The organism is Planctomycetota bacterium (assembly GCA_018242585.1).
Taxonomy (GTDB): domain Bacteria; phylum Planctomycetota; class Planctomycetia; order Pirellulales; family PNKZ01; genus JAFEBQ01.
This window is the reverse complement of the sequence record JAFEBQ010000043.1, coordinates 24,386-51,162: the sequence shown is the minus strand read 5'-3', so window position 1 is coordinate 51,162 and position 26,777 is coordinate 24,386. Positions and strand designations below refer to the sequence as shown.

The 26,777-nt window shown below is 63.4% G+C and carries 24 protein-coding genes and 1 tRNA gene; 9 read left to right on the top strand and 16 right to left on the bottom strand.

The features are described 5' to 3' along the window. Nucleotides 1-85: 85 nt before the first annotated feature. The 3 genes from thyX to JSS27_19640 form a co-directional block, all read right to left on the bottom strand. Entirely contained in the window at nucleotides 86-1,021 is a 936-nt protein-coding gene (gene thyX, locus JSS27_19650; GenBank protein MBS0211166.1) for an FAD-dependent thymidylate synthase, read from the bottom strand. 132 nt (nucleotides 1,022-1,153) lie between these two features. After that, a complete protein-coding gene (locus JSS27_19645; GenBank protein MBS0211165.1) occupies nucleotides 1,154-1,948 on the bottom strand; it encodes a Nif3-like dinuclear metal center hexameric protein in 795 nt (264 codons plus the stop codon). 44 nt (nucleotides 1,949-1,992) lie between these two features. After that, complete coding sequence (locus JSS27_19640) at nucleotides 1,993-4,767, bottom strand: hypothetical protein (protein ID MBS0211164.1); 2,775 nt, start codon at nucleotides 4,765-4,767, stop codon at nucleotides 1,993-1,995. 158 nt (nucleotides 4,768-4,925) lie between these two features. Here JSS27_19640 and JSS27_19635 point away from each other — a divergent pair, with 158 nt between their 5' ends. From JSS27_19635 to JSS27_19620, 4 genes are all read left to right on the top strand, one after another. Beyond that, complete coding sequence (locus JSS27_19635; protein ID MBS0211163.1) at nucleotides 4,926-5,705, top strand: sugar phosphate isomerase/epimerase; 780 nt, start codon at nucleotides 4,926-4,928, stop codon at nucleotides 5,703-5,705. A gap of 347 nt (nucleotides 5,706-6,052) precedes the next feature. Next, nucleotides 6,053-6,541, top strand: a complete 489-nt coding sequence (locus JSS27_19630; protein MBS0211162.1) for a hypothetical protein — start codon at nucleotides 6,053-6,055, stop codon at nucleotides 6,539-6,541. Nucleotides 6,542-6,588: 47 nt separating this feature from the next. Further along, nucleotides 6,589-7,077, top strand: a complete 489-nt coding sequence (locus tag JSS27_19625; GenBank protein ID MBS0211161.1) for a DinB family protein — start codon at nucleotides 6,589-6,591, stop codon at nucleotides 7,075-7,077. Nucleotides 7,078-7,183: 106 nt separating this feature from the next. After that, nucleotides 7,184-8,164: a WecB/TagA/CpsF family glycosyltransferase gene (locus JSS27_19620; protein MBS0211160.1), complete on the top strand. Its 981-nt coding sequence runs from the start codon at nucleotides 7,184-7,186 to the stop codon at nucleotides 8,162-8,164. A gap of 33 nt (nucleotides 8,165-8,197) precedes the next feature. On the opposite strand, the gene serS is transcribed toward JSS27_19620, so the two are convergent. Beyond that, nucleotides 8,198-9,475: a serine--tRNA ligase gene (gene serS / locus JSS27_19615; protein ID MBS0211159.1), complete on the bottom strand. Its 1,278-nt coding sequence runs from the start codon at nucleotides 9,473-9,475 to the stop codon at nucleotides 8,198-8,200. A gap of 224 nt (nucleotides 9,476-9,699) precedes the next feature. Continuing rightward, nucleotides 9,700-11,082 carry a dipeptidase gene (locus JSS27_19610; GenBank protein MBS0211158.1) on the bottom strand — a complete coding sequence of 461 codons (1,383 nt, stop codon included), beginning with the start codon at nucleotides 11,080-11,082 and terminating at the stop codon, nucleotides 9,700-9,702. A 193-nt stretch (nucleotides 11,083-11,275) separates the two neighbouring features. On the opposite strand from JSS27_19610, the gene JSS27_19605 reads away from it, so the two are divergent. From JSS27_19605 to JSS27_19595, 3 genes are all read left to right on the top strand, one after another. Further along, on the top strand, nucleotides 11,276-11,632 hold the full coding sequence (locus tag JSS27_19605) for an ATP-dependent Clp protease adaptor ClpS (GenBank protein ID MBS0211157.1): 357 nt from the start codon (nucleotides 11,276-11,278) through the stop codon (nucleotides 11,630-11,632). Beyond that, on the top strand, nucleotides 11,629-12,990 hold the full coding sequence (gene mtaB / locus JSS27_19600; protein MBS0211156.1) for a tRNA (N(6)-L-threonylcarbamoyladenosine(37)-C(2))-methylthiotransferase MtaB: 1,362 nt from the start codon (nucleotides 11,629-11,631) through the stop codon (nucleotides 12,988-12,990). The genes JSS27_19605 and mtaB overlap by 4 nt, the downstream gene beginning before the upstream one ends. Nucleotides 12,991-13,151: 161 nt before the next feature. After that, nucleotides 13,152-14,288 (top strand): hypothetical protein, encoded by a 1,137-nt coding sequence (locus JSS27_19595; protein ID MBS0211155.1) that lies wholly within the window; start codon nucleotides 13,152-13,154, stop codon nucleotides 14,286-14,288. A gap of 173 nt (nucleotides 14,289-14,461) precedes the next feature. On the opposite strand, the gene JSS27_19590 is transcribed toward JSS27_19595, so the two are convergent. Then, complete coding sequence (locus tag JSS27_19590) at nucleotides 14,462-15,331, bottom strand: MBL fold metallo-hydrolase (protein ID MBS0211154.1); 870 nt, start codon at nucleotides 15,329-15,331, stop codon at nucleotides 14,462-14,464. 364 nt (nucleotides 15,332-15,695) lie between these two features. Here JSS27_19590 and JSS27_19585 point away from each other — a divergent pair. Beyond that, nucleotides 15,696-15,769, top strand: a tRNA-Lys gene (locus tag JSS27_19585). A 437-nt stretch (nucleotides 15,770-16,206) separates the two neighbouring features. Continuing rightward, the gene (locus JSS27_19580; GenBank protein MBS0211153.1) at nucleotides 16,207-16,728 is read left to right on the top strand and encodes a hypothetical protein; all 522 of its coding nucleotides are present in this window, start codon (nucleotides 16,207-16,209) and stop codon (nucleotides 16,726-16,728) included. 150 nt (nucleotides 16,729-16,878) lie between these two features. On the opposite strand, the gene JSS27_19575 is transcribed toward JSS27_19580, so the two are convergent. From JSS27_19575 to rpmJ, 10 genes are all read right to left on the bottom strand, one after another. Then, nucleotides 16,879-18,783: a hypothetical protein gene (locus JSS27_19575; GenBank protein ID MBS0211152.1), complete on the bottom strand. Its 1,905-nt coding sequence runs from the start codon at nucleotides 18,781-18,783 to the stop codon at nucleotides 16,879-16,881. A 723-nt stretch (nucleotides 18,784-19,506) separates the two neighbouring features. Next, nucleotides 19,507-20,223 carry a hypothetical protein gene (locus JSS27_19570; GenBank protein MBS0211151.1) on the bottom strand — a complete coding sequence of 239 codons (717 nt, stop codon included), beginning with the start codon at nucleotides 20,221-20,223 and terminating at the stop codon, nucleotides 19,507-19,509. Next, the gene (locus JSS27_19565) at nucleotides 20,220-21,653 is read right to left on the bottom strand and encodes a carbon-nitrogen hydrolase family protein (GenBank protein MBS0211150.1); all 1,434 of its coding nucleotides are present in this window, start codon (nucleotides 21,651-21,653) and stop codon (nucleotides 20,220-20,222) included. Before JSS27_19565 ends, JSS27_19570 begins: the two co-directional genes overlap by 4 nt. 223 nt (nucleotides 21,654-21,876) lie before the next feature. Then, nucleotides 21,877-22,446 carry a hypothetical protein gene (locus JSS27_19560; GenBank protein MBS0211149.1) on the bottom strand — a complete coding sequence of 190 codons (570 nt, stop codon included), beginning with the start codon at nucleotides 22,444-22,446 and terminating at the stop codon, nucleotides 21,877-21,879. Nucleotides 22,447-22,648: 202 nt separating this feature from the next. Then, the gene (locus JSS27_19555) at nucleotides 22,649-23,227 is read right to left on the bottom strand and encodes a 50S ribosomal protein L17 (protein ID MBS0211148.1); all 579 of its coding nucleotides are present in this window, start codon (nucleotides 23,225-23,227) and stop codon (nucleotides 22,649-22,651) included. A gap of 100 nt (nucleotides 23,228-23,327) precedes the next feature. Beyond that, nucleotides 23,328-24,320, bottom strand: a complete 993-nt coding sequence (locus tag JSS27_19550; GenBank protein MBS0211147.1) for a DNA-directed RNA polymerase subunit alpha — start codon at nucleotides 24,318-24,320, stop codon at nucleotides 23,328-23,330. 34 nt (nucleotides 24,321-24,354) lie between these two features. Continuing rightward, nucleotides 24,355-24,999, bottom strand: a complete 645-nt coding sequence (gene rpsD / locus JSS27_19545) for a 30S ribosomal protein S4 (protein ID MBS0211146.1) — start codon at nucleotides 24,997-24,999, stop codon at nucleotides 24,355-24,357. A gap of 97 nt (nucleotides 25,000-25,096) precedes the next feature. Continuing rightward, complete coding sequence (rpsK, locus tag JSS27_19540; GenBank protein MBS0211145.1) at nucleotides 25,097-25,489, bottom strand: 30S ribosomal protein S11; 393 nt, start codon at nucleotides 25,487-25,489, stop codon at nucleotides 25,097-25,099. Nucleotides 25,490-25,579: 90 nt separating this feature from the next. Further along, nucleotides 25,580-25,963, bottom strand: coding sequence for a 30S ribosomal protein S13 (gene rpsM, locus JSS27_19535; GenBank protein ID MBS0211144.1), 384 nt, complete (start codon nucleotides 25,961-25,963; stop codon nucleotides 25,580-25,582). 169 nt (nucleotides 25,964-26,132) lie between these two features. Next, the gene (gene rpmJ / locus JSS27_19530) at nucleotides 26,133-26,246 is read right to left on the bottom strand and encodes a 50S ribosomal protein L36 (protein ID MBS0211143.1); all 114 of its coding nucleotides are present in this window, start codon (nucleotides 26,244-26,246) and stop codon (nucleotides 26,133-26,135) included. Between the last annotated feature and the right edge of the window lie 531 nt (nucleotides 26,247-26,777).

The window sequence follows — 26,777 nt, the reverse complement described above, 5'->3', positions numbered from 1 at the left end:
ATCGAATTAGTCGACAAGGCCGTTAGCGATTAGTTTGAAACGAGCATTCACTTGCAACTAACAACCCGCAACTAGCAACTCCCCGTCAATTATCCTTCGCGTCCGTCGCGCTCGGCACCGCTGGTTGCGGCAGAATGTTCAAGGACGCCAGCTTTTCGCGACATTCGTCTCGCTCGCGACAGCGTGTCATGCCGATCCAGGTCGGGTCTTGCACCGCCATAAAGTCCTCGTCGGTGGCTGGGCGTCCACTGGCGGCGCTGCGCGCCATCAGCCGGGCGATCACCCCCGCGTCCAGACGCGTGAGATAGGTGGCTTCGGTTCGGTAATCGATGAACGCTTCCCAGACCAGCGGAAACAGGTGCTTGACGATCTCGTGCCCGATGGTGGCCGAGTAGCGACGGATTTCATCTTGGGCATGGGCATCCATCCGCAGCGCCAGGAAGTGCAGCAAGTTGTGCAGGTCGACCTTCCAGTACGCCTCGGTATAGGTCGACAGCGGCAGGTCCTTACGCGCCTGCTCGCGAGCCACGCCGCGCTCGATTCGCTGCTCATAAATCCGTCGCGCTTCGTCCTGCAAGCGCGCTTCTTCGGCCGACAATTCGGCCCCCAGGTGCGGGTCCAGCAGCCCGCCGCTTCCCTGCCGGTTGCTCGCCGCCTGGCTGCGCCATTCGGTTTCGGAGGTGCGCTGGGTCGAGTCGATGGCCAGCGAATAGCGAGTGGAATATTCGTTGACGTTCGCCGTGCGATGGCGAATCCATTGCCGCCAGGTGTCCATCGGCACGCGAACCAAAAACTTCAGCTCGGCCATTTCAAACGGCGTGCTGTGCCGATGCCGCATCAGGTACCGGATCAGACCCCGATCGTCCGAGACCTTGCGCGTTCCCTCGCCGTAGCTGACTCGGGCCGCCTGGACGACGGCCTGATCATCTCCCATCACATCGACCAGACAGACGAATCCGTCGTTCAGCACCGGAAACTTCTTCCAGCGCAACTGTTCAACTTGGGCGGCGTTCGTGGGCATGGCTTGACGACGGGCTCAAAGAGGTTCGACGACTGCCCGCGATGGGCAAGATTGGGCATTGTACCGGCCCGGCGAGCGAACAACAGGGGCCGAAAACGCCCGCGAAAACACGCCTTCTTGCCGCAGTTGAACTTACGCCCAGTTCAACGGGTCGCGCTCGTCGCGACTGGCCCAGACCGACAGTTCGGCGAACTCTTCGGCCAGCACCGCGGCCAACCGCTCGACGGCAAAGCGCTCGGTGGCAAAGTGACCAGCCAACAGCAGCGTCATCCCGCGGGCCTCGGCTTCGAGGCAGGTGTGAAACCGGGTCTCGCCGGTCAACAAGCACTGGCAACCGCGCCGCTCGGCCGTGGCCAGAAACTCGCCCGCGCTGCCACAGGCCACCGCTACTTGAGTCAGGGGCGCATCGCCCGGGCCGACGCGCTGGACCAGATCGAGCTGGAAGAACTTTTTCACGCGCGCGGCCAGCTCGGCCAGCGTCAGTGCCGGTTGCAACTTGCCAAACCGCCCCGCACCGACCGGAATCGGGTCGGCCTCGTCGTGCAGCACCAGCGGCTCGATGTCGGTGAGCCCTAGCCCTTCGGCCAGATGCTGATTGATTCCCTGCGCCGCCGAATCGAAGGCTGTGTGCGGACTGTAAATGCTGACGCCCGCCCGAGCCAATTGCCACAGCAAGCGCCCCTCGGACGTGTCGGTCGTCAGTTGCTTGAGGGGTTTGAACGGCAGCGGGTGATGCGTGACGATCAGTTGTGCTCCGGCCGCGACCGCTTCGGCGGCGCTGGACGGCGTGATGGTCAAACAGGTCATCGCTCGCTCGACCGCGGCCGCGCGATCGCCGACCAACAGCCCGACGTTGTCCCACGACTCGGCCAGTTTGACGGGGGCAAAGGCTTCGAGAAAACGAACGACGTGATCGACGGTGAGCATGGGACGCCTCGACGGCTGAAGGCTGAAACGGCTTGCCTTACAGCTTACTCGATTTTCAGCCGGCGGCTGAGCATGTCGGGGCTGGCGACGTCTTCGGCCCGCAGCCAGATGGTCTGCCCCTTCAATTGGCCGGCGTCGTCGAACTTGTAGGTGGCCGTCGCGCTGGCCCCGGCCGGCACCACCACCGTGTTGCGCTGCCGGCGCTGATTGGGAGCGTCGCAATAGCAGCGAAACATGCGGGGTTGATCCCCCAGGTTCTGGAGCCGCTGATCGACGATCAACTCGCCGGCCGGTCCATGACGGTAGATGACCGTCTGCTCGATCATGTCGTCACCGACCGACAACGGCAGCCAGGCATCGAAGTTGTAAACGCCGTCCGCGCTCAGCACGCACTCCATCCGGCAGAATTGCCGGCCCGTGTCGCACGCCAGCGGCAACAGCCAATCGATCGGAAACTCGGCCGTCTGGCCCGGGTCGAGTTGCACGTTCAAGTTGGCCGGCTGCACGATCCAACCCGCCGGCGCGTGCAGCTTCAAGACACCGCTCACTCGGCGGTCAAACGTGTTTTGCACCACCACCGCATCGCGCTGGCGGACGCCAAACTGTGTGGCCAGCCGGGGCAGTTGCGTCTGGGCCAACATGCGCCAGCGCGCGATCGGCAGATTCAACCCGACCACGAAACAACAGGTTGACTCGACGTCGACCAACTGGCGGCCGTCGATCAACGGCAGCGGCCGACTATGACCCCAGATGTCGACGCGGCGCGCGCCATCTCCCAGGAACAACGATTCCTGGCCGGCGCTGTCGCGGCGCATGACCATCACCGCCTGGCGATGATGCGAGAACAGGTAGTTGTCGCTTTCCCCCGGCAGGGTCAGCCGCCCTTCGTAAGTCGTGCCGTCCAACAGCGACGCCGTGGTGCGCCACGGCAGATACAAATCACCCGGCACGCCTTGGGCATTGGCCAGGCCATAGTTTGGATCGAAAGGCTGGGCCACGAAGATCGCCGCCGCCCCTTGCAGCTTGGCCGAAAGAGTGCGGGCCACCAGGTCGTCGATCCGCTTGTTGAGCGGCGCCTCGCTCGTGGCTTGCGGTCGCAGGGTGACCCAGCGTGCCAACTCGTGCGTCGTACTGGCGCTGCTTTGTGGCGTGGCTGGCTTCACTTCGCGCCATTTTCCTTCAACCCCTTTGGCGGTCGACGATGGCTGGACCGACGCGCTGGCCGGCGCGTCGTCGATGGCCGCGAACCGCCACGACCGCTTCGGGGCGGCAATCGCTGGGTCGTTCAGACTGCGCGCCGACCAGGGAAGCCCGATCGTCGAATCCCCTTGCACGCGGTCGAGCTGCGCCTTGATCGCTTTGACGCGTTCGTTCAACTCGGTGTAGCCCGCGCAGCTCAGATCGCCGTCACGCCCCCATTGCCAGGCATCGATCTGCCAGGCCAATCGCGCCAGAATCGGCTCGAGCGCCGTGTAATAATCGCTCGGATTGGCTTCGAGCAACTCGATCGCCGTCCGCTGCGAAGGCGCTATCTCTTTCGCGCCGCGATGCTTCGTATCGGGGGGCGTGACGTTCGGCGCCTGGTCAACAACGGCCACCAGGTTGATTTGCTGACGCTTCCAGGCGTCGGCCGCAGCGATCAACTGCTTGCGGCCTTCGACGTTGTACAAGTCGACGATCATCGGCAACTTGATCTTGGAAATGCCCGAGTGGGTCACCAGCCGCATGCTCTGCGCGCCCAGCGTGTTCAAATCGCCGAGCGTCCAGCCAAACTCGCCGCCGCCCAGCGAGACCCAAGGTTCAATCACCACGACGGGCCAGGGCTCGGACCAGCCGCGGGCGTTTTCGGCGCCGTAACCGATGCGCAGTTGATAGTAACCGGCCGGCAAGGTGTCGATACGCCAGCGCTGCCGGCTGCCATGGGACGCGCGACGTTCGACTTCCACGCCGTCGACGCGCTCGGGCGAAAGTCCCGCCGCCGGGTCATGCCGCCCGGCTGCCAGGTTGGCTTGCGGCAGAGTAATCGACGCCTCGGCCGCCGAAAGACTCGTGAGCAGCGGGTTGGCCCCCGGCGTTTTTAGTGGCACGGGGCGCACATCGACGACCTCGTTGAACGGGTTCGTCACTCGCAACACCAGCGCGTCTTGTGGGCTGGTAAACCCCGTGGCGCTGCAATCGATGACCATCGGTTGTCCCACTTGGAACAGCCGCACGTCGTCGCTCGATTCGATGCGCACGCGCGGCGTCTCGGCCAGTCGCAGCTCGTCGAAGCGGGCCGAGCCAACCAGGTCGGGCATCTCGCCGGCGGTCGGTTCGAGTTGCAAGCCGATCTGCACCCAGCGTGTTGCTTCGTGCTTGGGGGCGACCGGTCCAAGGCTGAGCGTGGTCCACGTGCCGCGCGATTGAACCAGTTCACTGGTCACGGTCTCGACGACTTCGCGCCGCTCATTCAGAAACATCAGCGTCAAACTAACGCGATCATTGACCAGCCGCTCGGTGCGAACCATCACGCTGGCCTGCCAGCAATGTTCGTCGTCGGCCGGCTGGGCCCCGCTCACCACGCCGACGGCGTTACCATCGAGTTCCAGCTTCAGGCACCGCTTCCCTTCGTAGGAAGGCTCGAAACTGACCTTGGCCGGCAAGTAACGAGGAAAGCCGGGGCCCGAGCGGCGAGTCCAACCATCGGGCAAGGTTTCGGCCGTGAACTGGCCACGATTCTCGAAGCCCTCGCGATAGACTTCGACCGCCACTTCGCTCACCGAGGCGGTGGGCGCAACGATCGCAGCCGTTAGAATCAGCAAGGTCGACCAAGAACCCATGATTGCTGGCACGCCGCCGGTACGAGGGTGGGAGTCTAGGTAAAGTTTGCCGCCGGTTGGCAAGTTGACCGCCGGGGCCTCTTCGTCTGTATCGACCGCCAGGGCGTGCTCCGTTCGCCGAACCCGCCGCGGAAACAATCGGCTGCCGAGGAAACAACGTGCTGCAACTTAAGATCGCCCTGCAACTGCGCAGTCTGCCGACGAGCTTTCGGCGGGCGCTCGACGTGGCCCGACAACTGAACATCGACGCCGTCGAGATCGACGCCCGAGGCGAGGTGAACCCGCAACTTGGCGAGACGGGCATCCGCCAGGTCCGCAAGCTGCTCGACGACCAGGGGCTGCGCGTGGCGGCCGTCGAGTTTCGCACTCGGCGAGGCTACGAAGTCGAAGAAGACTTGCAGCCCCGCGTCGAAGCGACGCGCGCGGCCATGCGCTTGGCGTATGAACTAGGCGCGCGGGTCGTCGTGAACCAGGTAGGGCGCGTGCCCGCTGACGACAAGAGCCCCATCTGGCAACGCTTGACCGAAGTGCTGGCCGACCTGGGAGCCTATGGCCAGAAGGTCGGCGCGATGTTGTGTACCGAGACGGGAGCGGAAAGCGGCGCCGATTTGCGGCGGCTGCTCGAAGCCTTGCCCAAGGGAGCGCTCGGCGTGACGTTCGATCCTGGCAACCTGATCGTCAACGGCTTTTCGTCGCAAGACGCCGCCCAGGAATTGGCCGGCTGGATCGAGCACGTCCATGTGAATGACGCGGTTCGCGACCTGGCCCGCGGGCGGGGCATGGCGGTCGAGATCGGTCGCGGCGCGGCCGACTTTCCGGCGCTGCTGGGCCTGCTCGAAGAGCGGCAGTACCGAGGCTATCTTTCGATCGAGCGCGGCTCGGTCGACAACCCGGCGCTCGAAGTTTCGCAAGCGGTGCAGTATTTGCGGAATCTATAAATCAACCGCAAAATCGCCACGACAACGCGAAGAAAAGGCAAGGGAGTTTGCACCGCAAAGACGCAAAGGGCGCAAAGGAAAGTGCGAAAGAATTGAATCGCCGAGGGCGCTGAGGAACGCCCAGAAGGAAGTAGAAATGAAAAGCTTTCTCCGCGTCTCTCTGTGACCTCTGCGTTTCAAATCTCTTTGTTATTCTTAGCGTCCTTTGCGTCTTTGCGGTGAATTTCGTCTGTTGAACCGTACTGCGTCAACAAGTTGAATTGCTTCCCGGGATTCCTGTCGCCCGGATATACTGAGCGCGAAATCTTAGCTGCTATTCATTCCTCGATCACTTGGGAGGATCGGTCATGCGTGCTTCGCGTTATCTGGCGGTTGCGTTGTTGTCGGTGTTGGGACTGGCGACGTTGCGGGGCGACGAGCCGCCCGGGCTGTTGTCGACGCCGGTGCCCGATCGGGCCACGCTGGAAAAGAATTTCGTCGAGATGCTCAACGGGTCGTCCTTGGTCGGGCACTTTACCACCGACGGAAAAGAAGGTCAGCCGGGCAAGACCGAGAAGTACACCCTGGTCAAGGTCGCCAAGGTGCGCGACGACTTCTTTCTGTTCCAAGCGCGCATCCAGTACGGCAAGACCGATGCCACGCTGCCGCTGACGCTCGAGGTAAAATGGGCCGGCGATACTCCGGTGCTGACGATGACCGACTTTCCGGTGCCCGGGATGGGCAAGTTCACCTGCCGGATTCTGTTCTTCCGCGATCAATACGCCGGCACTTGGAGCGGCGGCGACCACGGCGGCCAGATGTTCGGCAAAGTCGTCCGCGCGAGCGCGGCGAAATAGGCGGGCAATCGAGGCCGCAGTTAACCATCCATTTTCACGAGCCCTGTATGTTTGAATACGCCCTACCGATTTATGCCTTTGGCCTGACCTATGCCCAAAAACTGGTGGCCGATTTGGACGATGCGCAACTGTGCGCCCAGCCAGTGCCAGAGCGGACCATGAACCACGCGGCGTTCACGCTGGGGCACCTGGCCTGGGTCAGCGAAGCGGGCGGCAATCTGCTCGGCGCGCCGCCGACCGCCACGCCAGATCGCAAGGAACTCTTCGGCATGGGCTCCACGCCCAGCAGCGACCGCGCGATCTATCCGAGCAAGGCCGAGTTGCTGGCCTGGCTCGAAGCCGGCCACGCGCGACTGGTCACCGCGGTGCAAGGCGCCCAACCCGAAGTCTTCACCCAGCCAGCGCCCGAGCGAATGAGAGCCCGTTTTCCCACGATGGGGAGCTTGATCCTGGGGCTAATGACGTCGCACGAAGCGACGCATCTGGGACAGCTTTCCGCCTGGCGCAGGGCGATGGGCCTGCCGCCGGTGTTTTAATCGCGCCGGTCGTAGCGAATGCGCCGCGCTTACTGCCGCGGTTTCCTCTTTCGCTCGGGTTCTGACCTAAAGTTGGTAGGGAGCAGTGCGCGCTGGCCAGGCGGTCATGGCGGAGCTGCTCGTTTACCAATCAGTCACCGCGCCCGAGCCCGCCATGGAAAAGCCCGAACTCACCTTTTCTTCCTCCGTCGTCCCGGTGTCGAACCCAGCGGCCCCCTTGGCCCAGAACGAATGGTTCGCGCTAAGCGGCTCGCCGACATTGCCGGCCGGAAAACCTGGCGTCGAGGACCACGCGACGAAGCCGCTCTGGTCGTTGCCGTTGCCGGCGTCGGCGCGTCGGTTTCGCGTGCTCGATGTGTCGATGCTCGACATGACGTTCGACGACGCGCTGGCCCTCTGCGAATGGCTGGTATTGAATCCTGGCGATCAGCCACACACGCTGTACTATGCCAACGCCCACACGTTGAACCTGGCTTATGAAGAGCCGAGTTTCCGCGAGGTGCTGAACCGCGCGACCGTCGTCCTGGGCGATGGCACCGGCGTGCGCTGGGCCGCGCGCATGCAAGGTGTGCGCGTGCAGGCGAACCTGAACGGCACCGACCTGGTCCCCGAGTTCTTGGAAGTCACATCCGGCAAGCGGTTCGGCTATTACCTGCTGGGGAGCACGCCCGAGATCGTGGCTCGCTCGGCCGCCGTGGCGGCTGAGATGTTTCCGGGCTGGACCCAGTGCGGCTTTCACGCTGGCTTTCTGAGCGAGGCGAACGAGTCAGCCGTGATCGACGAAATCAATCGGGTAAGGCCGCACTTGTTGTTGGTGGCGATGGGGAACCCAATCCAAGAGAAATGGATCGATCGCAACCGGTCGCGACTGAACGCGCGATTGTGCATGGGGGTCGGCGCGCTGGTTGACCGCTGGGCGGGCGAGTTGATTCGCGCGCCGCTCTGGGTCCGCAAGCTCGGCATGGAATGGGCCGACATCTTGCGACGCCAACCCCACAAGTGGCAACGCTACGTGCTAGGAAATCCGAAGTACCTGTGGCGCATCGTCCAGGAACGCTGCCGGCAAATATGCACGCGGGGCTGCTGAACACCTCTCCCCCTAGTCCCTAGCCCCTCTTCTTCAGCCGATCACTTCCTTGCCCACCCACGGCTGCAGCACCTTGGGCACGCGGATCGTGCCGTCGGCTTGCTGGTAGTTCTCGATAATCGCGATCAACGCGCGGCTGATCGCCACGGCGGTGCCGTTCAGGGTATGAACGAACTGCGTTCCCTTTTCTCCCTTGCGGCGGAAGCGTATGCCCAAGCGGCGGGCCTGGTAATCGGTGCAGTTGCTCGTGCTGGTCACTTCGCCAAACTCGCCGGCTTCGCCCCGCCCCGGCATCCAGGCTTCAAGGTCGTACTTGCGATACGCCGGCCCGCCAAGATCGCCCGCCGCGATGTCAATCACGCGGTAGGGGACGCCCAACTCGTCAAAGATGCGGCATTCCAAGTCACGCAGCATTTCCAACGCGGCGTCGCTGGCGTCGGGCGTCGTGAAGGCGAACATCTCGACCTTGGTGAACTGGTGTACGCGGTAAAGCCCGCGGGTGGCGCGGCCTGCCGCGCCCGCTTCGGTGCGGTAGCAGTGACTGATGCCACAGAGTTTGATCGGCAGTTGCTCGACATCGAGAATCTGGTCACGCATCAAACCGCCCAGCGTGATTTCAGCCGTCGCCACCAGGCTGAGGTCGGTGTTCGCGATGCTGTAAATCTGGGTCTCTGGTCCGCGCGGAATATAGCCCGTGCCGTGCAGCACTTCGTTCAGCGCCAGGTCTGGAGTGATGGCGGCCGTGAAACCTTCGCCCATCAGCAATCCCACGGCCCAGCGCTGCAGCGCCAGCTCCAATAGCACGGCGTCGTTCTTCAAGAAGTAAAAGCCGTGCCCCGTGACCCGCGCGCCCCCTTCCAGGTCGATGATCCCCAGCTTCTCGCCCAGGGTGACGTGATCCAACGGCTTGAAGTCGAACTTGGGGATTGGCGCCTTGCCGCGGCGGACTTCGACGGCCTTGTCGTCGCCGGCACCCGGCGGGGCCGATGGGTGCGACATGTTGGGGATGCCGCGCTGCACCGTGTCGAGTTCCTCGGCCACGGCGGTCATCTGATGCTCGACGGCGGTCACCTGTTCGCGGATGGCCCGCCCTTCTTCCTTGCGGGCGTCGCGCTCGGCGGCGTCCTTGGCGCGGCCGATGTTCTTGGCCACCTCGTTGGCCTGGCGGTTCAGCTCGTCGGTCTTGGCTTGCAATTGGCGGCGGTCGGCTTCGAGCGCGACGAACCGGTCGACGTCGGCCTTGACGCCGCGCGCCGCGCAGTTGGCTTTCACAGCCGCGGCATTATCGACAATGAATTTGCGATCGAGCATGGCAGTCCTTTGGCCCTACTTCTGGTGTGATGCTTGCGTTGGTGGCATTTAACCCTTCTCCCCCGGGGAGAAGGTGGTGAGCGCAGCGAACCGGATGAGGGTCCACTGTCTTGGCTTTGTGCGTCGATCTCGAATGAACGATGACCCTCATCCGGCCTGTCGGCCACCTTCTCCCGGAGGGAGAAGGGTTAGCGCTGGCCGCGTGGCAATGGAGCAATAACCGATTATTTCTTCGCGCCCTTCAAGCGGCCGATGTGTTCCCAAAGCCAGGCGCTGCTCTTGATGGCGCGGTGGTAATCGGCCAGGCAGAACTTTTCGTTCGGCCCGTGCGCGCCGTCATCGTTCAGTCCCCAGCCCAGCAGCAGTGTATCGACCCCCAGCAATTCTTTGAACGTCGACACGATGGGGATCGAGCCCCCCTCGCGGACCAACACCGGCGGCGTGCCGAACCCGGCCGCGATCGCCTGCTCGGCGGCGGCCATGTACGGGCTTTCCAGCGGCGTCAAAATGCCCGGCGCGCCGTGGTGGGCCACAATCTCCATCGTGACGCCCGGCGGCAGTCGACTTTGCAAAAAGGTGCGCAGCCCGCGCTCGACTTCGGCCGGCGTCTGGTTCGGCACTAGGCGGAAGCTCAGCTTGGCGCTGGCGCGGCAGGGCAGGACCGTCTTGGCCCCTTCGCCTTGATAGCCCGAGGTCAGGCCGTTGATGTCGCACGTCGGCCGCGCCCAACGGCGTTCGAGCGTGCTGTAGCCCGCTTCGCCGCTCAGTCCGCCTACTTCCAATTGTTTGCATAGCTCGGCGTCGTCATAGTTCAGGGCCGCGAACTGTTCGCGCTCGCGCGGCGTCAGCGGCACAACATGATCGTAGAACCCTGGCACCTGAATGCGACCTTGCTCATCGACCAGCCCGCCCAGCATCTTGGCCAGCGCATTGGCCGGGTTGCTGACTGCGCCGCCGAAGATGCCCGAGTGCAAGTCCTTGGCCGGCCCGCGGAGCTTGACCTCGAAATAAGCGATGCCGCGCAGTCCGTACGTGATAGCCGGCTTGCCGGGGGCGTATTGGGCCGTGTCGCTGATCACGATCACATCGCAGGCCAGCTTGTCGCGGTTGGCGGCCACGAACGGTTCGAGGTTCTCGCTGCCGACTTCCTCTTCTCCCTCGATCAGGAACTTGAGGTTCACCGGCAACTTGCCCGCCGTGCGCAGCCAAGCCTCGGCCGCCTTCACATGGGTGAGTACCTGTCCCTTGTCGTCGGTGGCGCCGCGGGCGTAAATGTTTCCCTCGCGGCGGGCCGGCTCGAACGGCGGGGTGATCCACTCGTCCAATGGGTCGGCCGGCTGCACGTCGTAATGGCCATAGACCAACACGGTCGGCGCCCCCAGCGCACCCAGCCACTCGGCATAGATGATCGGGTGCCCCGGCGTTTCGACTTGCTCGACCTGCAGGCCCAGGGCCTGCAACTGGCCAGCGACCCAGGCGGCGGCGCGGCGCGTGTCGTTGCGATGGGCCGAAATGGCGCTGACGCTGGGAATCCGCAGCCACTGGCAGAGTTCGTCCTCAAACCGGGCGGCATGTTCAGTCAGGTAAGATTCAAACGGGGCTGGCATAGTCGTGGCGTGGGTCGTCCTGAGTGGCGTGATAAGGCTTTCGGCGTTTTTCCTGGCAATCAATGCCAGCAGTAGGCCGCGGCGATGGGCTGTAATATAATGTTCTCAGCCGGTTTGGACCATTCGTTCGCCACGCGCCCCCATGCAGCCGTCCCTGGGCGAACCTCGGTAGTCGACAGGAAAACCAACTGCCATGAGCGAAGCTGCCCAGGTTGCCGAACCTGAAACGGTCGACGAAGTCAAACAGCAGCCCAAGCCCGAGGACAAGCAAAAGTCCAAGCGGCAGCCGCGCTATCACGTGGTTCTCTGGAACGACGACGACCACAGCTACGAATACGTTGTCCGCATGCTCAAGGAGCTGTTCGGCCACCCCGATCTGAAAGGGCTGAAGCTCGCCCAAGAGGTCGATTTGCAAGGGCGAACCGTGGTGTTGACCACGACCAAGGAACATGCCGAGTTGAAGCGCGACCAGATTCATGCCTATGGCAAGGATGCGCTGATCGCCTCAAGCAAAGGTTCGATGTCGTCGTCGATCGAGCCCGAGTCATGAGCGCCGGCCCCGACGTGGTCGCGCCGCCGCGCCGGTTGGCGCCTTCCGACGCCCCGGAACCGACCTTCGCCCCCGACGCGCCGCGGTTGCGAACCGTCACGCTCGGTTGCAAGGTCAACCAGTACGAAACCGAGTTCGTCCGTCAGGGGCTGGCCGAGGTCGGCTATCGGGACGCCGGCGACGAGGAAGCGGCCGATGTCTGCTTGGTGAACACCTGCACGGTGACGCACGAAGGAGACGCCAAGAGTCGCCAGGCGATTCGCAAACTGGCCCAGCGGAACCCCGGCGCGCAGATCATCGTGATGGGCTGCTATGCCACGCGCGCGCCCGGCGAAGTGGCCGCGCTCCCCGGCGTGTCCGAGGTAATTACCAACAAGCGCGAGCTGCCCGATTTGTTGCAACGATTCGGGCTAGTCGATGTACCGACGGGCATTTCGCGATTCCGCCATCGGCAACGGGCCTATGTCAAAGTGCAAGACGGCTGCATGTTGCATTGCAGCTTCTGCATCATCCCTTCGGTTCGGCCGCAACTGGCCAGCCGCCCGATGGCCCACATCGTCGACGAGGCCCGTCGGCTGGTCGACAACGGCTACCATGAAATCATTCTCTGCGGCATCCACCTGGGGCACTATGGCGTCGAGCTGAATCGTGGCCGGCCAAAAAACGAGTGGACGCGGCTGTCGCACCTGGTCGATCGGCTGGCGCAACTGCCCGGTGACTTTCGCATTCGTCTGTCGAGCATCGAAGCCACCGAGCTGACCCACGAGCTGATCGACGTCATGCACCACTGGCCGCAAAAGGTCTGCCCGCACCTGCACGTTTCGATGCAAAGCGGCTCCGATGGCGTGTTGCGCCGGATGCGCCGCCGCTGGGGGGCGAGGCGATTCCTCGACCGTTGCCGGCTGGTCCAGTCGGCGCTTGAACTGCCGGCGCTGACCACCGACGTGATCGTCGGCTTTCCCGGTGAAACCGAGGCCGAGTTCGCCGAGACGCTGGCCGTGTGCCGCGAGGTGGGGTTCTCGAAGCTCCACGTCTTTCCGTTCAGCGCGCGGCGCGGTACACCGGCCGCCGAAATGGGCGCGCAGGTTGCGCCCGAGGCGCGGCGCGAGCGGTGCCAGCGGCTGACCGCGCTCGAAGCCGAGTTGCGCCAGCAGTACCACGCTCGGCTGCTAGGGCGCGAGCTGCAAGTTCTGGTCGAGCCGTCAACCGCGGCGCCCGCGGGGACCATGCTCGGCACCGCCTGCCGCTATGCCACGATCGCGGTCCCAGCTGGCGCGGCACGATTTGGGACGTTTGTCACGGCCCGGGCCGAACGCCAGGATGGCGAGTTGATCTACGCCACGCCGCTAGCACGCTAGGCGTGCCGCATGGCGTCAGTCGCTCTGGCAGCGCCTGGGGGGGTTTGTTACACTCCCGCCCCTTGCCTGCTCCCCGGCGCTAGCATTTGGCTGGTGGCCCCCTGCCTGCTCGTCTCATCTGCATTCCGATCTCACGCCTACTCAGGTTCCTCCGAGGCTCTATGTCCATCAGCCCCCGGTCGGTCGTGTGTCGTCTTGGATTCGTGGCGCTACTGTTCAGCGCGGCCACGGTCGCGATGGCCGAAACGCCCTGGCGCCGCATGTCGCTGTTCAAGCAGGTCGACGCCGAGCCGGGCCGGACGTACACGCTGACCGAAGAGAACGGCCCGTGGATGGTGATGGCGTATACCTTCAATGGCGACGACGCCGAGACCAAGGCCAACGAACTGGTACACGAGCTGCGCAGCCAACACGGCATGAACGCCTATGCCCATCACATGCAATTCAACTTTGACGCTGGCACGTCGAACCTGGGCGTCGATCGTTACGGTGGTCCGCGCAAGATGAAGTATCGCATCCAGCGCGCCGAGGAAGTGGCCGTGCTGGTCGGCGACTTCCCGGCGGCGGATGACTCGCAGGCGCAAAAGGCGCTGGAACGGTTGCGCTCGATGCAACCGAACACCTTGTCAAAGAACCCGATCAACGAAAATTGGGCCAAGGACCGCACGGTAAAAGGCTGGCGAGCTTTGCAGCAATCGTTCACGCGCAGCTCGAACAACGAGCCCGTCGGCCCGATGAGCCATGCCTTCATCACCTCGAACCCCAAGATTCCCGAGGGCTATTTCAAGCCCAAGGGGATCGACAAGATGGTCATCGACCTGAACAAGCCGCTCAAGCACAGCTTGCTGCAATGCCCGGGCAAGTACACGGTTCGCGTGGCCACTTTTGCCACGCCGGTGATCCCGTACGTGGCCAACGACAAGCAGAAGGAAGAAATGGCCAAGAAGGCCGTCGTCGGCACGTTGGAAGAAGCGGCCGACAAGGCGCACCGGCTGTGCGAAGCGCTGCGGGCCAAGAACTACGAGGCCTACGAGTTCCACGACCGCTATTCAAGCATCGTGACCATCGGCAGCTTCGACACCGTCGGCACGCCGCGCCCAGATGGCAAGACCGAGATCAATCCCACCATTCACAAGATCATGAACACGTTCGGCGCCGAACGCGAGCAGAAACCAGGCCAGCCGCTGAACGTCGGCAAGCCAAAGCGGATGGAATCGATCGGCGTGAACTTCGACATTCAACCGATGCCAGTCGAGGTGCCCAAGCGCACGATCGCAGCGGATTACCAACAGTATTAATTGCTCAGAAAGATTTCACCGCAAAGACGCAAAGGGCGCAAAGAAATGCGGTGGAATAGTTATCGTCAACAACGAGTGAGCAATACGCCGAGAGTACGTGAAGAATACTAACTTCTGATTTTCTTCTTTGCGCCCTTTGCGTCTTTGCGGTTCACATTTCTGCTGAATGACGCTTACGCGCTCGCCAAACGCGGCTCGGCTTGGGCTTCGCCGGCGACGGCCAATCGCGCGGTCGGTCGATCCTGGGCCGCGGTGTGCAACTCGACCTTGTTCTTGAGGCTGGTTAGCACCTTTTGAGCCGCGCGTTGGGCCAAGGTCGGATCGTTGCACTGCCGGCTCAGGTGTAACTGCACCACGTGCTTTAACCGGCCGGGCGTGGAACGCTCCAGCGCGTGGGCCAGCAAATCGGCCCCTTGCTCGTTGCTCAGGTGTCCTTCTTCGCCGAGGCAACGCTCGATCAGATAGGATGGCCGGCCGCTGTTGCGCTGCAGGTCAACGTCGTGATTGAACTCCAAGGCCAGCAGGTCGACGTCTTCCAAGGCCGCGCCGATTGGCATGTCCCAGGTGCCCAAGTCGGCGGCATAGCCCAACGACCATTCACGCTCGAACAGATCGCCCGAGCCTTCGATGCGAAAGCCGAACGTCGGCCCGCTGTCATGGCTGACTGGAAAGGCTCGGCACTGTAGCCCAGCGGTCAACTCCCAAGGCGTGTTCGCTTCATAGGTTCGCAGCAGCTTTTCCTTGTCGAGCTGGATGGCCGAGGGCGCCGACCGGCGCAGAAACTTGACATGCTCTGTATGGCAATAGAGGGGAATCCGCTGACGGAACATCAGACCCAGCGTCCGCTCGTTCCAATGGTCGCCGTGCGTATGCGTGAGCAGCACCGCCTTGACCCGGTTCCAATTCGCACCGACGCCGGCCAGCCGCTGGGCGATCGACCGCGGCCCCAGGCCCAAGTCGAGCAGCACGCCGAACTGGCCGGCCTCCAACAGGCTGCAATTGCCCGAGCTGCCGCTGGCCAGAACGGTGAGGTGAGTTGCCATCGAAAAAGCGTCCTTGCTGCGGGGGGCGAACGAGTTCGATTGAGGGGAAACAGTTGGGGTCGGTAACATCCGTGGTCGCGCCGCGCGCGCGGGATTCGATTATCACGCCATCGGTCCCGGCCTGCAATTCGTTCGATGGGGGGCGTCCGTGGTCAGTTGTCCGTAGTCCGTTGTTTTCCGCTTCGTGCCCGTTGCTGGCAGGTGGCTGCAAGTCGCCTCCTGCAACTGATAACTGACAACGGACAACCGCCTTCCCTAGCCTCTAATCCCTAGTCCCTAGCCCCTCTTCCCCCCGCCCCTTGGCGAGGTGGCGGCCGATTTCTATACTACGAGTCCCCCTGGGGCCAGCGGCCCACCGGGGCACGCCTCCCTAGCTCAATTGGTCAGAGCATCTGACTCTTAATCAGAGGGTTCCCGGTTCGAGTCCGGGGGGGGGCACTCGATTGGTGGAAAGCACGAGAGCCGTCGAATTCGTCGGCCGCGATTGCCCGGTCCACGCCCGCCAGCCCGCCCAGTCGCGGGCTTTCTTTTTGCGCGGTCGCACAGCCGCGCGGCGCTCGCGTTGATCATGCTCTCTCCGATCGGCGTCATTCGCCGGGCCGGTCAATCTGCCAGCGCCGTGGCCCCGCTGTCCATCGCGCGGCCGCGAACGCAAAGATCGCTCGTGTTCCTAAACCTCTTGTCGCCACTGGCATTGCGAACGCGACCGGCTGAATTCCGCCACCGATCAGCCAGCCAGCTTTCCCGCAGGGGCATATAATTGCCGCGCCGAAAGTCGCGGCTTGGATCTGATCGGCGTCGATGCTTCAAGCGGGCGTTTTCGGCGGTGATGCCTGACGTCATTCGCTTCTCTCACCGACGTAGGAGTACTTGCAATGCTACAGCGCATTCTGGACAACCGTGCGACGTGGACGGCCGCGGGACTGATCGCAGGTTTGGCACTCAGCTTCGCTTGGTCGCCGCGAAACCTGCAGGCGGTGGCCACCGATCGTGGCGAAAACTTCGCCCTCAGCACCGGCACCTGCGACGACACGACCGAAGCAGTTTTCACGCTCGATTTCTTGACGGGCGATTTGAACGGCGCCGTCGTCCATCCGGTGACCAAGGGTCTGGCGGCAATCATGCATCACAACGTGCTCAAAGACCTGAAGATCGAGGCCGGCAAGCAGCCCAAGTTGCTGATGGTGACGGCGCGGGCCGATCTGCGCCCGTTCAACGGTGTTCAGATGGGGCAATGCATCTTGTGCATCGCCGAACTCAATAGCGGCATGATGGCCTTGTATGGATTCCCCTACAGTCCAGCCGTGACCAACAACCGGACGGGGACGCCGCTCAGAATGGATTTCATCCCGTTGCAAGTGACGAATATTCGCAACACCCAGGTCCGTGGCCAATAACGCCGCCGAGGTTGCGGCGTTCTATCATTCGACTTGCCGACGGTAAAAGAGCGAACGCTTGACTGGCGAGCGGCCGGTCGCCGCGTACCCCTGGGCATTGTGCCAAGCCTCGCGCCGAACGGCTGATCGGGCTCGCCGTGGCGAATCGGCTCAATTCAGCCGGTCGACGAGGGCGGTGGCTGGGGACGATTTCGGCTGGCGGACGCCAACCGGCGCCTTGGCCGAAGCGGGGACGGCGTTGCGCCAGCGAACGGTAAGCATGGGCTTGTTTTGGATGAAAATACGCTGTTGATGCGGAAAACGCCGGCGCAGCTCGGCGCGAAGCCGGTCGGGCAGCCCCACTTGCGACACCGGTGAGAAGTTCTTCATCACAATGACACGGACCCCGCGTTTGTCGAGCATCGCCAGCAAGCGCCGGTCCCGATTGGGCGAACCGTAGTCCTGATCGAAAATGTCGTAGAAGGTTCGGGTCGCATTCGGGTGCCCACTGAAGAAATAGGCCTCGGGGAAATCGGGCAGCGCCAGAATCGGCTCGCCAGGGGACGCATGGCGATCGATCTCTTCGATTAGCGCCTCGTAGGCTCGCGCCGAGGGGCGGTCGTAATAAATGGCGCCGCGCGAGGTTCTGACAATCGTGTCGCGGTTGTCGGGTTCAAACCGTTCACCGTACAACGGCGCCGCGCCACGCGCCACCCAGACAATGGCAAAGACCGCCAGGCCGATGCCCAAGCAAGCGGTTGGCCAAACTCGACGGGGGGTAAGCAGGGCCAGGGCCATGCCGCCGGCGGCGATCAGCACCGGGGCGGCATAGAGCAGATAAATCCCATGTGCCAGCGGAAACTGGACCCAATTAAAGGTGGAAGCCACGGCAACCATCAAGAACAGCGGCAAGCAGCGCTGGGCGTCGGTCTGTTGCTGCTCGGCCGTCCGTCGATCGTGACGTTGTCGATACAACATGCATACCAGCACGATCGCCGCCGCCAGCGGCACCAGGCGCAGCGCCGACCAGACTCCGGAATTCACCGTGGCGATACCGCCAGCGACAATCACCGCCACGCTCCACAGCCAGGGCAACGCACGCCCCAGCCGTGGCATCCCAGGTTTAATGGCGACAAACATCATCAGGCAGGACAAGACCACGATCAACGCGCCGACCAGCAGATCGTCCAGTTGCAAGGGGCGATGGAACTCGCTGTGCGACAATCGCATGAACGGAGTCACGAACACGCCCACCAGCCATTCATCGACGCTGCGCGTGGCAAAATACGGAATCAAGAACAACGCCACGGGCACGCAGAACCCCACGGCAAAGCACGCCCCCGCTCGCGCGATGCGCCAGAATCTTCCCTTGGCGTCGCAATGCCGAAGTCGGAATTCGTTCCAGATCAAAAACTGGGCCAGCAACGTCGGCGGCAGCACGAACACGATCAACTCCACCAGGCGGAACTTGCCCAAGAGCAGCCAGCCCGCCGCGGCGACAAAGGCAACCAAGCCGCCGATGATCACCCCCGAGCCAATCGTGGCGCGGGGAGTGCGATGGCTCGGGTGAAGCTCGGTCTGCAATTGTTCGGCAAAGATCACAAACAAGGCGGCACTCGCGGCAAAGTAGAGCCCCACCACTTTGAACAGCAGCGAGACCCCGCAACACGCGCCGGCGATCAGCAACATGGTCCGCTCGGACGTGCGGGCATAGCGCAACAGCGCCGCCGCGCCAAACAGCGCCAAAAACAGGTTGTACCAGCTTGGCATCGGTGAAAAGTAATTGGGCACGCTCCAAACAAACGCCGCCAGCGTGGTCACCAACGCCGACCCGATTGAGAGCGTGTGACGCATCAGCCCATACAAGGTTAAAAAGCCGGCCACCGAGAGCGGAATCAGCGGCAAACGCATCGATTGTATGCTGACCCCGAAACAGCGAAAGGCGCCGGCATTCACCATGCTCAACAGCCCCGTGTAGGGTCCGTCGAAGTCACGATGTGGAAGTTGATGCTTGAGGACTCGTTCAGCCGCGTGTCCCAGCGCGCCAGTATCGGAAGGGATGACGCCGTCAGCCATGTGTTGCGCCAGCCTGACCGTGACTGTCAGCGTTATCAGGACAACGATTCCCCAATTGAGCCAGGCCGATTGGCGCGCCGCGGAACAATCCGTGCCCGATTCATTGGCGGATAGGCTCGGCGGCAGGGGGCAAGCGTGTGCCATGCGTTCTGATTGAGCGAGGAGAAGCAATCATCTCGCACCGCGACCCCGCCAATGGCGCACGCCACGCCGAGATATTAACGGGGACGCGACGCAGTCTATTGGGGCATCAAGGCGAAACGCCTTCACGGGCACAAAGGCAAATCAAGACAAACACTGATGAGCGTGGGCGGTAAGATCGCACATCGCGTGCCAAGGCCGCGCGGCCCCGGAAACCGGCGTAAACAACGGAGATTTCCAGGTACGGCGCAGGAGAAGAGGGAACCGCGAGCGAGCGCACGCGACAAGGCGTCGCGTTGGAACGCCCAGTCCGTCATTTCTGTCGTATGCACTTTCAGAGACAAGCCGCGGAGGGGCGACACGCCGCCGGTCAATTGGAACGCTTCGAACAGTCGCGGCCATGGGCCCCGGCGGACGCTCGGCTGAATGGGCCCGACCAGGAGTCGAGCTGCTCGATGTCGAGGGTTTGCCCTTGGTGGCAATCACGTTCGGCCGCGATGAGGGCTGGCGCTAACATTGCCCGGCCGACGCCAACCATGCCACGCTGCCGCCGGCGCGTGTTTGCGCGGCATGCGTAAACTTTCACTGCTCTGCCAGAACGGGAATCGGCCACTCGCCGTCAAAGATGAACGCTCCGTCGCGGAAGAAAATCGACGTGCAGCGTTCCAGCATCACGCCGGGCGCGTAGCCGTAAAACTCGACGTGTTGAAAGCCCGAGTCGCGGAACATCTCCCAGAAGTGGAAGCCCTCGGAATCGTCACAGATGATGATCCCGCGCGGCGCGACGTATCGCTTGGCTACCTCGACCAATTCCATCCGGAACAGGCCGTCGATCACGATCACGTCAAACTGCTGGATCGGGTAACCGGCCAGCGTCTGTTCCACCTCGGCCACGCAGCGCTCCGGGCTGGCCAGCGTAATCAGCCGCAGATCGACGTTGGCCGGCATCGCCGGCAGCAGCTTCTTGTACCAGGCGGGGCTTTCTTCCAGGGCCAGGATGCGGGCCGCACGCTCGCTCCACCAGAACGTCGATTGCCCCGCGCCAAACTCCAGCACGTGCTTGCCGGCATAGGTCCGCTGGCTTAAGAGGTCGATCGCGGGGTACGTGTACCAGGGGATCGGCTTGCCGTCGCGCGCGACGGCGGCCATCTTGAACGAGCTGCGAAAATGCCCGCTGCGCCAAGCAAAGCGCAGCGGCGTGAGCAGCGCCGTCACCGTGCTGCGCAGCAAGTTGCTGACCGACCGAGGCAACAGGCGGCGCAGCGGCGCGAAGGCCCGATGCAACACCGTCTGGGTCATGGCTGCCCGACTTGCGCTTGACGCTCGGGCGCGGGCTGCGGGCTCGGCTTGGGTGGCGCCGCGCGCGGCGCGGCGTCGACCGGGCGGTGTCGCGGGTTCTCGGCCTTGAAATCGCCCAGGCTCGCCCAACGCGTGTGCTTGTCCAGGTCGACCTCGGCCACGGCCAGCGTGCCCCACTCCTTGGCCTGGGCCAGCGGTTGCCCGTCGTGGCCGAAGATGGCCGAGATCATCCACTTGCTCGACACGTCGGTGTAGGTCGCGCTGACGACGTAGACATGGTTTTCACAGGCCCGGGCCGCCGCCAGCAACGGGTTGCAACCGGCCACGGGCCACGCGATCACCTCGGCGCCATTGTTGGCCAATTGACGCGCCACCTCGGGAAAGAATCCGTCGTAGCAGATCATCATGCCCACGCGGCCGAAGCGCGTTTCAAACACCGGGTACTCGTTGCCCGGCTGCACGCCCAATTCGATCTCGGAGCGGGGCAGTGTGACCTTGCGGTACTTGCCGATGATTTCGCCGTCGGGGCCGATCAGCACCGACGTGTTGTAGATCAGCTTGCCTTCGCGCTCGACGATGGCCGGCACGAGGTGCATGTGATGCTTCTTTGCCAGCGCGCCGAAGTATTCGGTCGACGGACCGGGGACTGGCTCCGAAACGTCGGCCATCGCCAGCCCAGTCCCCATCCAAGTAAGCGACTCGGGCAAGACCAGCAAGTCGACGCGCTGCTCGGCGGCCTGGGCGATGATCGGCTCGAAGAAGCGTCGGTTCCCGTCGGGTGTCTTTTCGGCGCTCTTGGGCACGGCATGAACCGCGGCCAGTCGGACGATCCGCCCGGTGGGCCGCTCGGTTTCCGTGAACGACAAGTCGCAATAGGCCACGCGCCCGCCGGTCCAAAGCAGGTGCAACTCGAGCACCGCGTGGCGCGCGGCCGACGGCGCGCGGTAGGTGTCGGCCAACTCGGTCCAGCCCTCGGCATCGGTCGCGCGGTCGGTGGGGTACTCGGGCTCGGCACGGGGCGTCGGCGAGCGGTCGTAGCGAACCGCGGGGCCGGGCTCATCGTGACGAACCGGCTTGCCGTTGGCGTCGATCCACAGCACACGGGCCCAGGCCGAGCGACGCGGCACGTCGACCGCCGTGGTGCGACGCAGGACGTGGAAGCGGTAATACTTGCCACCCTCGACCGGCATGCTCGTCGTCCACCAGCCGTGCGCTCCGTCGAACCCGGCGGCGTCGATGGTCAGGGCCGGCGCACCGCCGTGGCCGGCGTGGGCATCGAGCGCGAAGCGGGGCTTGATCTCGTCGCGAGGCGCGTTGGTTGTCCAACTCAGCGAACTGAATTCAGTCTTTTCGTCCGCTCGCAACGACGTGGCAAACAGCAGCGCGGCAACGCAACTTAACACGCGGCTCAGGCTCGACGGCGATCGCATGGCAAGTCCTCGCGGGAAGGCCGGGAGAGTTCGTCACCCGGGATGGTGGCAAGTGGGGCAAGCGGTTCAGGACCAGCGGCCCTGGACCACGCTCGGGCAGGCCCCCACATTCTAAACTCAGTCCGGACGAGAACGCCAACAATCGGTGGCCAATGCGGTCGGATTGGCTGTTCAGTCGGCGTACCCGAAGGGGCGACTTGCTCGCAATGGGTCGTGATTCGCGCTAGTTTTGCGCCGCGTTGGGCGCGGGAACCGGGATCAACCGGGGCGTGGGCAATCGCGCGGCCAGCACCGCGCCATGGCGGCCGCGGATCGCCTGGAAGTTGTGGCGGAGCAGGGCGTGCAACTCGGCCGGCGGGTCGAGCGCCAGCCAGCGCTGGGCCAGCACGTGCATCGCGGCATGAAACTGCTTCTCACTCGGCCCGTGGGCGTAGCAGCGGCCGTGCTCGTGGCGGCGGATGTCCCCGTTGAACGTCGGGCCGATGTGCCACAGCTCGTGACAGACCGTGGCCAGCTTCTCGTCGTAAGACAAGTCGAGAAACCGGGGCAGGTAAAAGCTCAGCAGATACAACATCTCGCGACCCGCTCGGTCGTGAATGGGACGCACGCGGTAGGGACGGCCGCGGCGGATCGTTTGCACGGCACCATCCTTGAAGCGCATCGGCGTGAGCGAAGCCTGGACGCCGTAACGCCCCGCGCGGCGCGTCTGGCAGCCGCGCAGTGCGACCCGCGACATGTCGATGTGCCGGAACTCCGGTAGCCGAACCGTGATGTCCTGGCAGAGCCGGCGCATGTAGCCGGTGAAGTCAAAACCGGCTGGCGCGGCGAAACTGACTAGTGAAGCACCCTCTACTGGCGGAGCAGGGGAGGGGGCTGCGGAATGGCTGGCAGCGTCGCTTGAGTGCGACACGTCGCGACGTCGGCGAGGCCCTTCCGTGGCCATGCTCGCTGCTCCTGCGTGGCTGGCAGCCCCCAGTCGACAAACCGCGGGCTGCTTACGTTGCCGATTCTTCGGGTTCGATGGCCGGGGCCACGGCGCCGCGCGGGGCGCGGTCGTTGGCGCCTACCAACTCGATCAATGCCCGCGTGCCGTTATCGCCCAGGCGCGGCTTGGCCAGCCGCAGAATCCGGGTGTAGCCGCCGTTGCGATCGGCGAAGCGCGGAGCGATGTCGTCGAACAGAATCCGCACGGCCTGCTTGTTGCCGACCATTACCAGCACGCGCTTGCGGGCCTTGACATCCGGCGCGATGGCCTTGTTCCACAGCTTCCACTGCTCGCCCTTGCGCCAGGCCTTCCAGGCGTCGGTGCCGCGCTCGGCGTCGGTAGTGTACTTCTCGGCTTCGGCGCGAACCGCCAAGCTCTTGCGAGCGATGGTGATGCACTTCTCGATGATCGGCCGAGCTTCCTTGGCCTTTTCGAGTGTGGTCACGATGCGACCACGAACCTTGGGCTTGTTGGCGTCCAACTCGGCGTTCCGTTCGGTGAGGAACAGGTTTGCCGCCAGGCTGCGCATCAAAGCGCGTTGGTGCGGGGGAGAACGATCGAAGGCACGACCTTTACGACGATGACGCATGGCAGATTCCGTTGAGTCGCCACGGGGCCTGGTCCACACGCTGGTGAGTCGGCGCCGCCGGCAAACTTCCTTGAGACAGCTTGGTTGCTAAAAGGTGCGATTAAACTCCGCTGGGGCTGGGCAACCGCATGCCCAGTCGCAGTCCGAGCTCGGCGAGCTTCTCACGCACTTCGTTGAGCGTGGTTTCGCCAAAGTTGCGGACGTCGAGCAGCTGGTCCGGCGAGCGACCGACCAGCTCGCGAACCGAGGTGATATTTTCCGATTCCAGGCAGTTGGTGGCACGCACCGAGAGGTTCAGCTCCGCGATGTTCATGCCTAATTTGCTTTCCAGCGCCGGGTCGATGCCAATCGAAGCCGACGAGCGGCTTTCGGCGTGGACCTGGCTGCCCAGCTCGCTGTATTGAACAAACGGGTTCAAGTGCTTGCGCAGGATCTTGGCCGCTTCGATCAACGCCGCTTCGGGATGAATCGAGCCGTTGGTCCAAATCTCGAGCGTGAGCTTGTCGTAGTTGGTCTTCTGACCAACGCGGGTCTCTTCGATTTCGTAGCGGACGCGGATCACTGGGCTGAACACGGCGTCGACCGGGATGATGCCGATCTCTTGCACATTCGGGCTGTGCTCGCTGGCCGGGACGTAACCGCGGCCGTTCTCGACGACCATTTCCACTTCAAATGGCACATCGGCCGTCAGCGTGGCCAGGACGTGATCCTTGTTGATCACTTCGACCTGGTCGTCGGTCTGGACATCGGCGCCGGTGACGACACCCTTGGTATTCTTCTTGATGTGGACGACGCGCGTGCTTTCGCCGTGGTTCTTGACGACCAGCGCCTTGACGTTCAACACGATGTCAGTGACGTCTTCGACCACGCCCGCGATGGTGGTGAACTCGTGCTGCGCGCCATGCAGCTTAACTTGGGTAATCGAGCTGCCCTCCAGGCTCGACAACATGATCCGACGCAGGCTGTTGCCAATCGTCACGCCAAAGCCGCGCTCAAACGGCTCGGCCACGAACTTGCCGTAGGTCGACGACAGCGTCTTGGTGTCGCAGGTGACGGCACTGGGAAGCTCCAAACCGCGCCAACGAATACGCATTGCAAATCTCCAACAGGTAAAATCGCGAGCGGCACTACTTCGAGCACAACTCGATGATCAACTGGACTTCGATCGGAAGCGACACATCAAACGCCTCGGGCAAGCGAACCACGCGCCCCTCGGGCACGGCGCTCTGGTTCTTCAAGCCCTCGTCGTCGCGAGCCAGAAAGTCGGGAATCTGGCGTTCGTTTTCGGCCACGGCGGCGTGAATCAACTGCAAGCTCTTGGCCCGGTTCTTGGCGCGAATGACATCGCCGGCCTTGACCAGGTAGCTGGGGATGTCGACGCGGCGGCCGTTCACGGTGATGTGCCCGTGGCCAATCATCTGGCGGGCCTGGGCGCGGCTGTTGCCAAAGCCCAAGCGGTGGACAATGTTGTCGAGCCGGCGTTCGAGCAGACTCATCAGCGTGTTACCCGTGTTGCCGCGCGAGCGGGACGCTTCGGCGAAGTAGGTGCGGAACTGCCGCTCGAGCACGCCGTAATAGTGCTTGACCTTCTGCTTCTCGCGCAAGTGGATGCCGTAGTCGGTCAGCTTGGGGCGGCGCTGATTGTGCATGCCGGGCTGAGTATTGCGGCGGTCGATCGCGCACTTGGGGCTGTCGCAACGGTTCCCCTTGAGGAACAACTTCATCCCTTCGCGACGACAGAGGCGACAGACAGGTCCAGTGGTACGAGCCATTGCTGCTTTTTCTCAAAAACGATGAACGATGAATGACAAACGCTAAATGCGAAGGCCGGCGGGAAGCCGCGAGCGAATGAATCGCTCGCGACCGTTGCTACACGCGGCGCTTCTTCGGCGGGCGGCAGCCGTTGTGCGGCAGCGGCGTGACGTCTTCGATCGACTTCACGGTCAGGCCGGCGGCTTGCAGCGCGGTGATCGCACTTTCGCGACCCGAACCCGGCCCCTTTACCCGGACTTCAACTTCCTTGACGCCAAACTTGCTGGCCTTCTCGGCGGCTTGCTGCGCGGCGCACTGGCCGGCGAACGGCGTGCTCTTGCGGCTCCCCTTGAAGCCGCTGGTGCCGCCGCTGGCCCAACAGAGCGTGTCGCCCTTGGTGTCGGTAATCGTGACCGACGTGTTATTGAACGTCGCCTTGATGTGGACGACGGCCAAGGTCACATTGCGGCGGACCTTGCGACGCTTACTAGCTGCTGCTGCAACACCCACGGAAAACCTCGCTCACAAAACGAAACCGATTTCGATCAAGCCACGGCGGCGACTGACGAGTTGGCCAGTCGCGAATACTTCATAGCGCCGTTACTTCATGTCTTTGACGCCCTTCTTGCCGGCGACCGTCTTCTTGGGGCCCTTGCGCGTGCGGGCGTTGGTCCGCGTGCGCTGGCCACGCACCGGCAGCCCGCGACGATGACGCGAGCCCCGATAGCTGCCAATATCCTTGAGCCGGGCGATGTTCTGCCCCACCTGGCGGCGCAACTGACCTTCGACGACATAGTCCTTGTCGAGCAAGGCCGCCATCCGCGCGACTTCGTCTTCGTGCATTTCGCGAGCGTGGCGCTGCGGATCGACACCCGCCTTCACACACAGCTCGCGCGCCACCATGGGACCGACGCCGTACAGGTACTGGAGCGAAATCCAGGTCGGCTTGTCGGCGGGAATATCAACACCCATCAAACGCGGCATGACTTGATCCTTGCTGAGCGGCGAGCCGAGCGATGTTCACTCGACCACGCGGCTGCGACGACGAAGTTGTTTTGACTTGGTTTCTAGGAAGCGGAACCGCGAATCGGCAACCGACTCGTCACCCCAAAGGCGATTAACACCCCACGGGCAGTTAACACCCCACAGGCAATCAACCCTGACGCTGCTTGTGACGCGGGTTTTCACAAACCACGAACACCACGCCACGGCGACGGACGAGCTTGCACTTGTCACAGATGGGCTTCACGCTGGCACGAACTTTCACGATCAATCTCCCACCAACCGATCGCGGCGCATGGCCCGAGGCAGTTGGCTGTCTTCAATTACGGAACTTGTTTCGCTATCCGATATGGGTAACCGACTTACCCCTCGACCGACGACGGCATCAACACCCGACAAAAGCTGCCGGATGGCGCACGGAACCTGGTCGAAAGCGGGTCATTCTAATGGCGCGAGCCCCCGCCCTACAAGCCCTCGAAAACCGAGATTTTTGGCAAATCCAGGGGAGCCGCGGCGGTGGCCACTCGTCCGGGGAGCGGGACTGGGCAAAGTTTGCCGGGCCGCCTGCTAGCGGGAGTTTGTCAGGTCGGACAACGCTGGATTCCAAGCACCAAAGGTGCGGCACCATACCAGCGTGGGGCAACGCCCCACGTTCGGGCAAGCATCGGAATCTTAAGGGCTGAAAGCCCGACCCATTTCCGGTGTGGCGCGCAAACCAGGTTCGATGGAGCGGGCTTTCAGCCCTTACGGAATACCGGTTCGGGGCGACTCCTGGGGCGTTGCCCCAGGCTGGTAT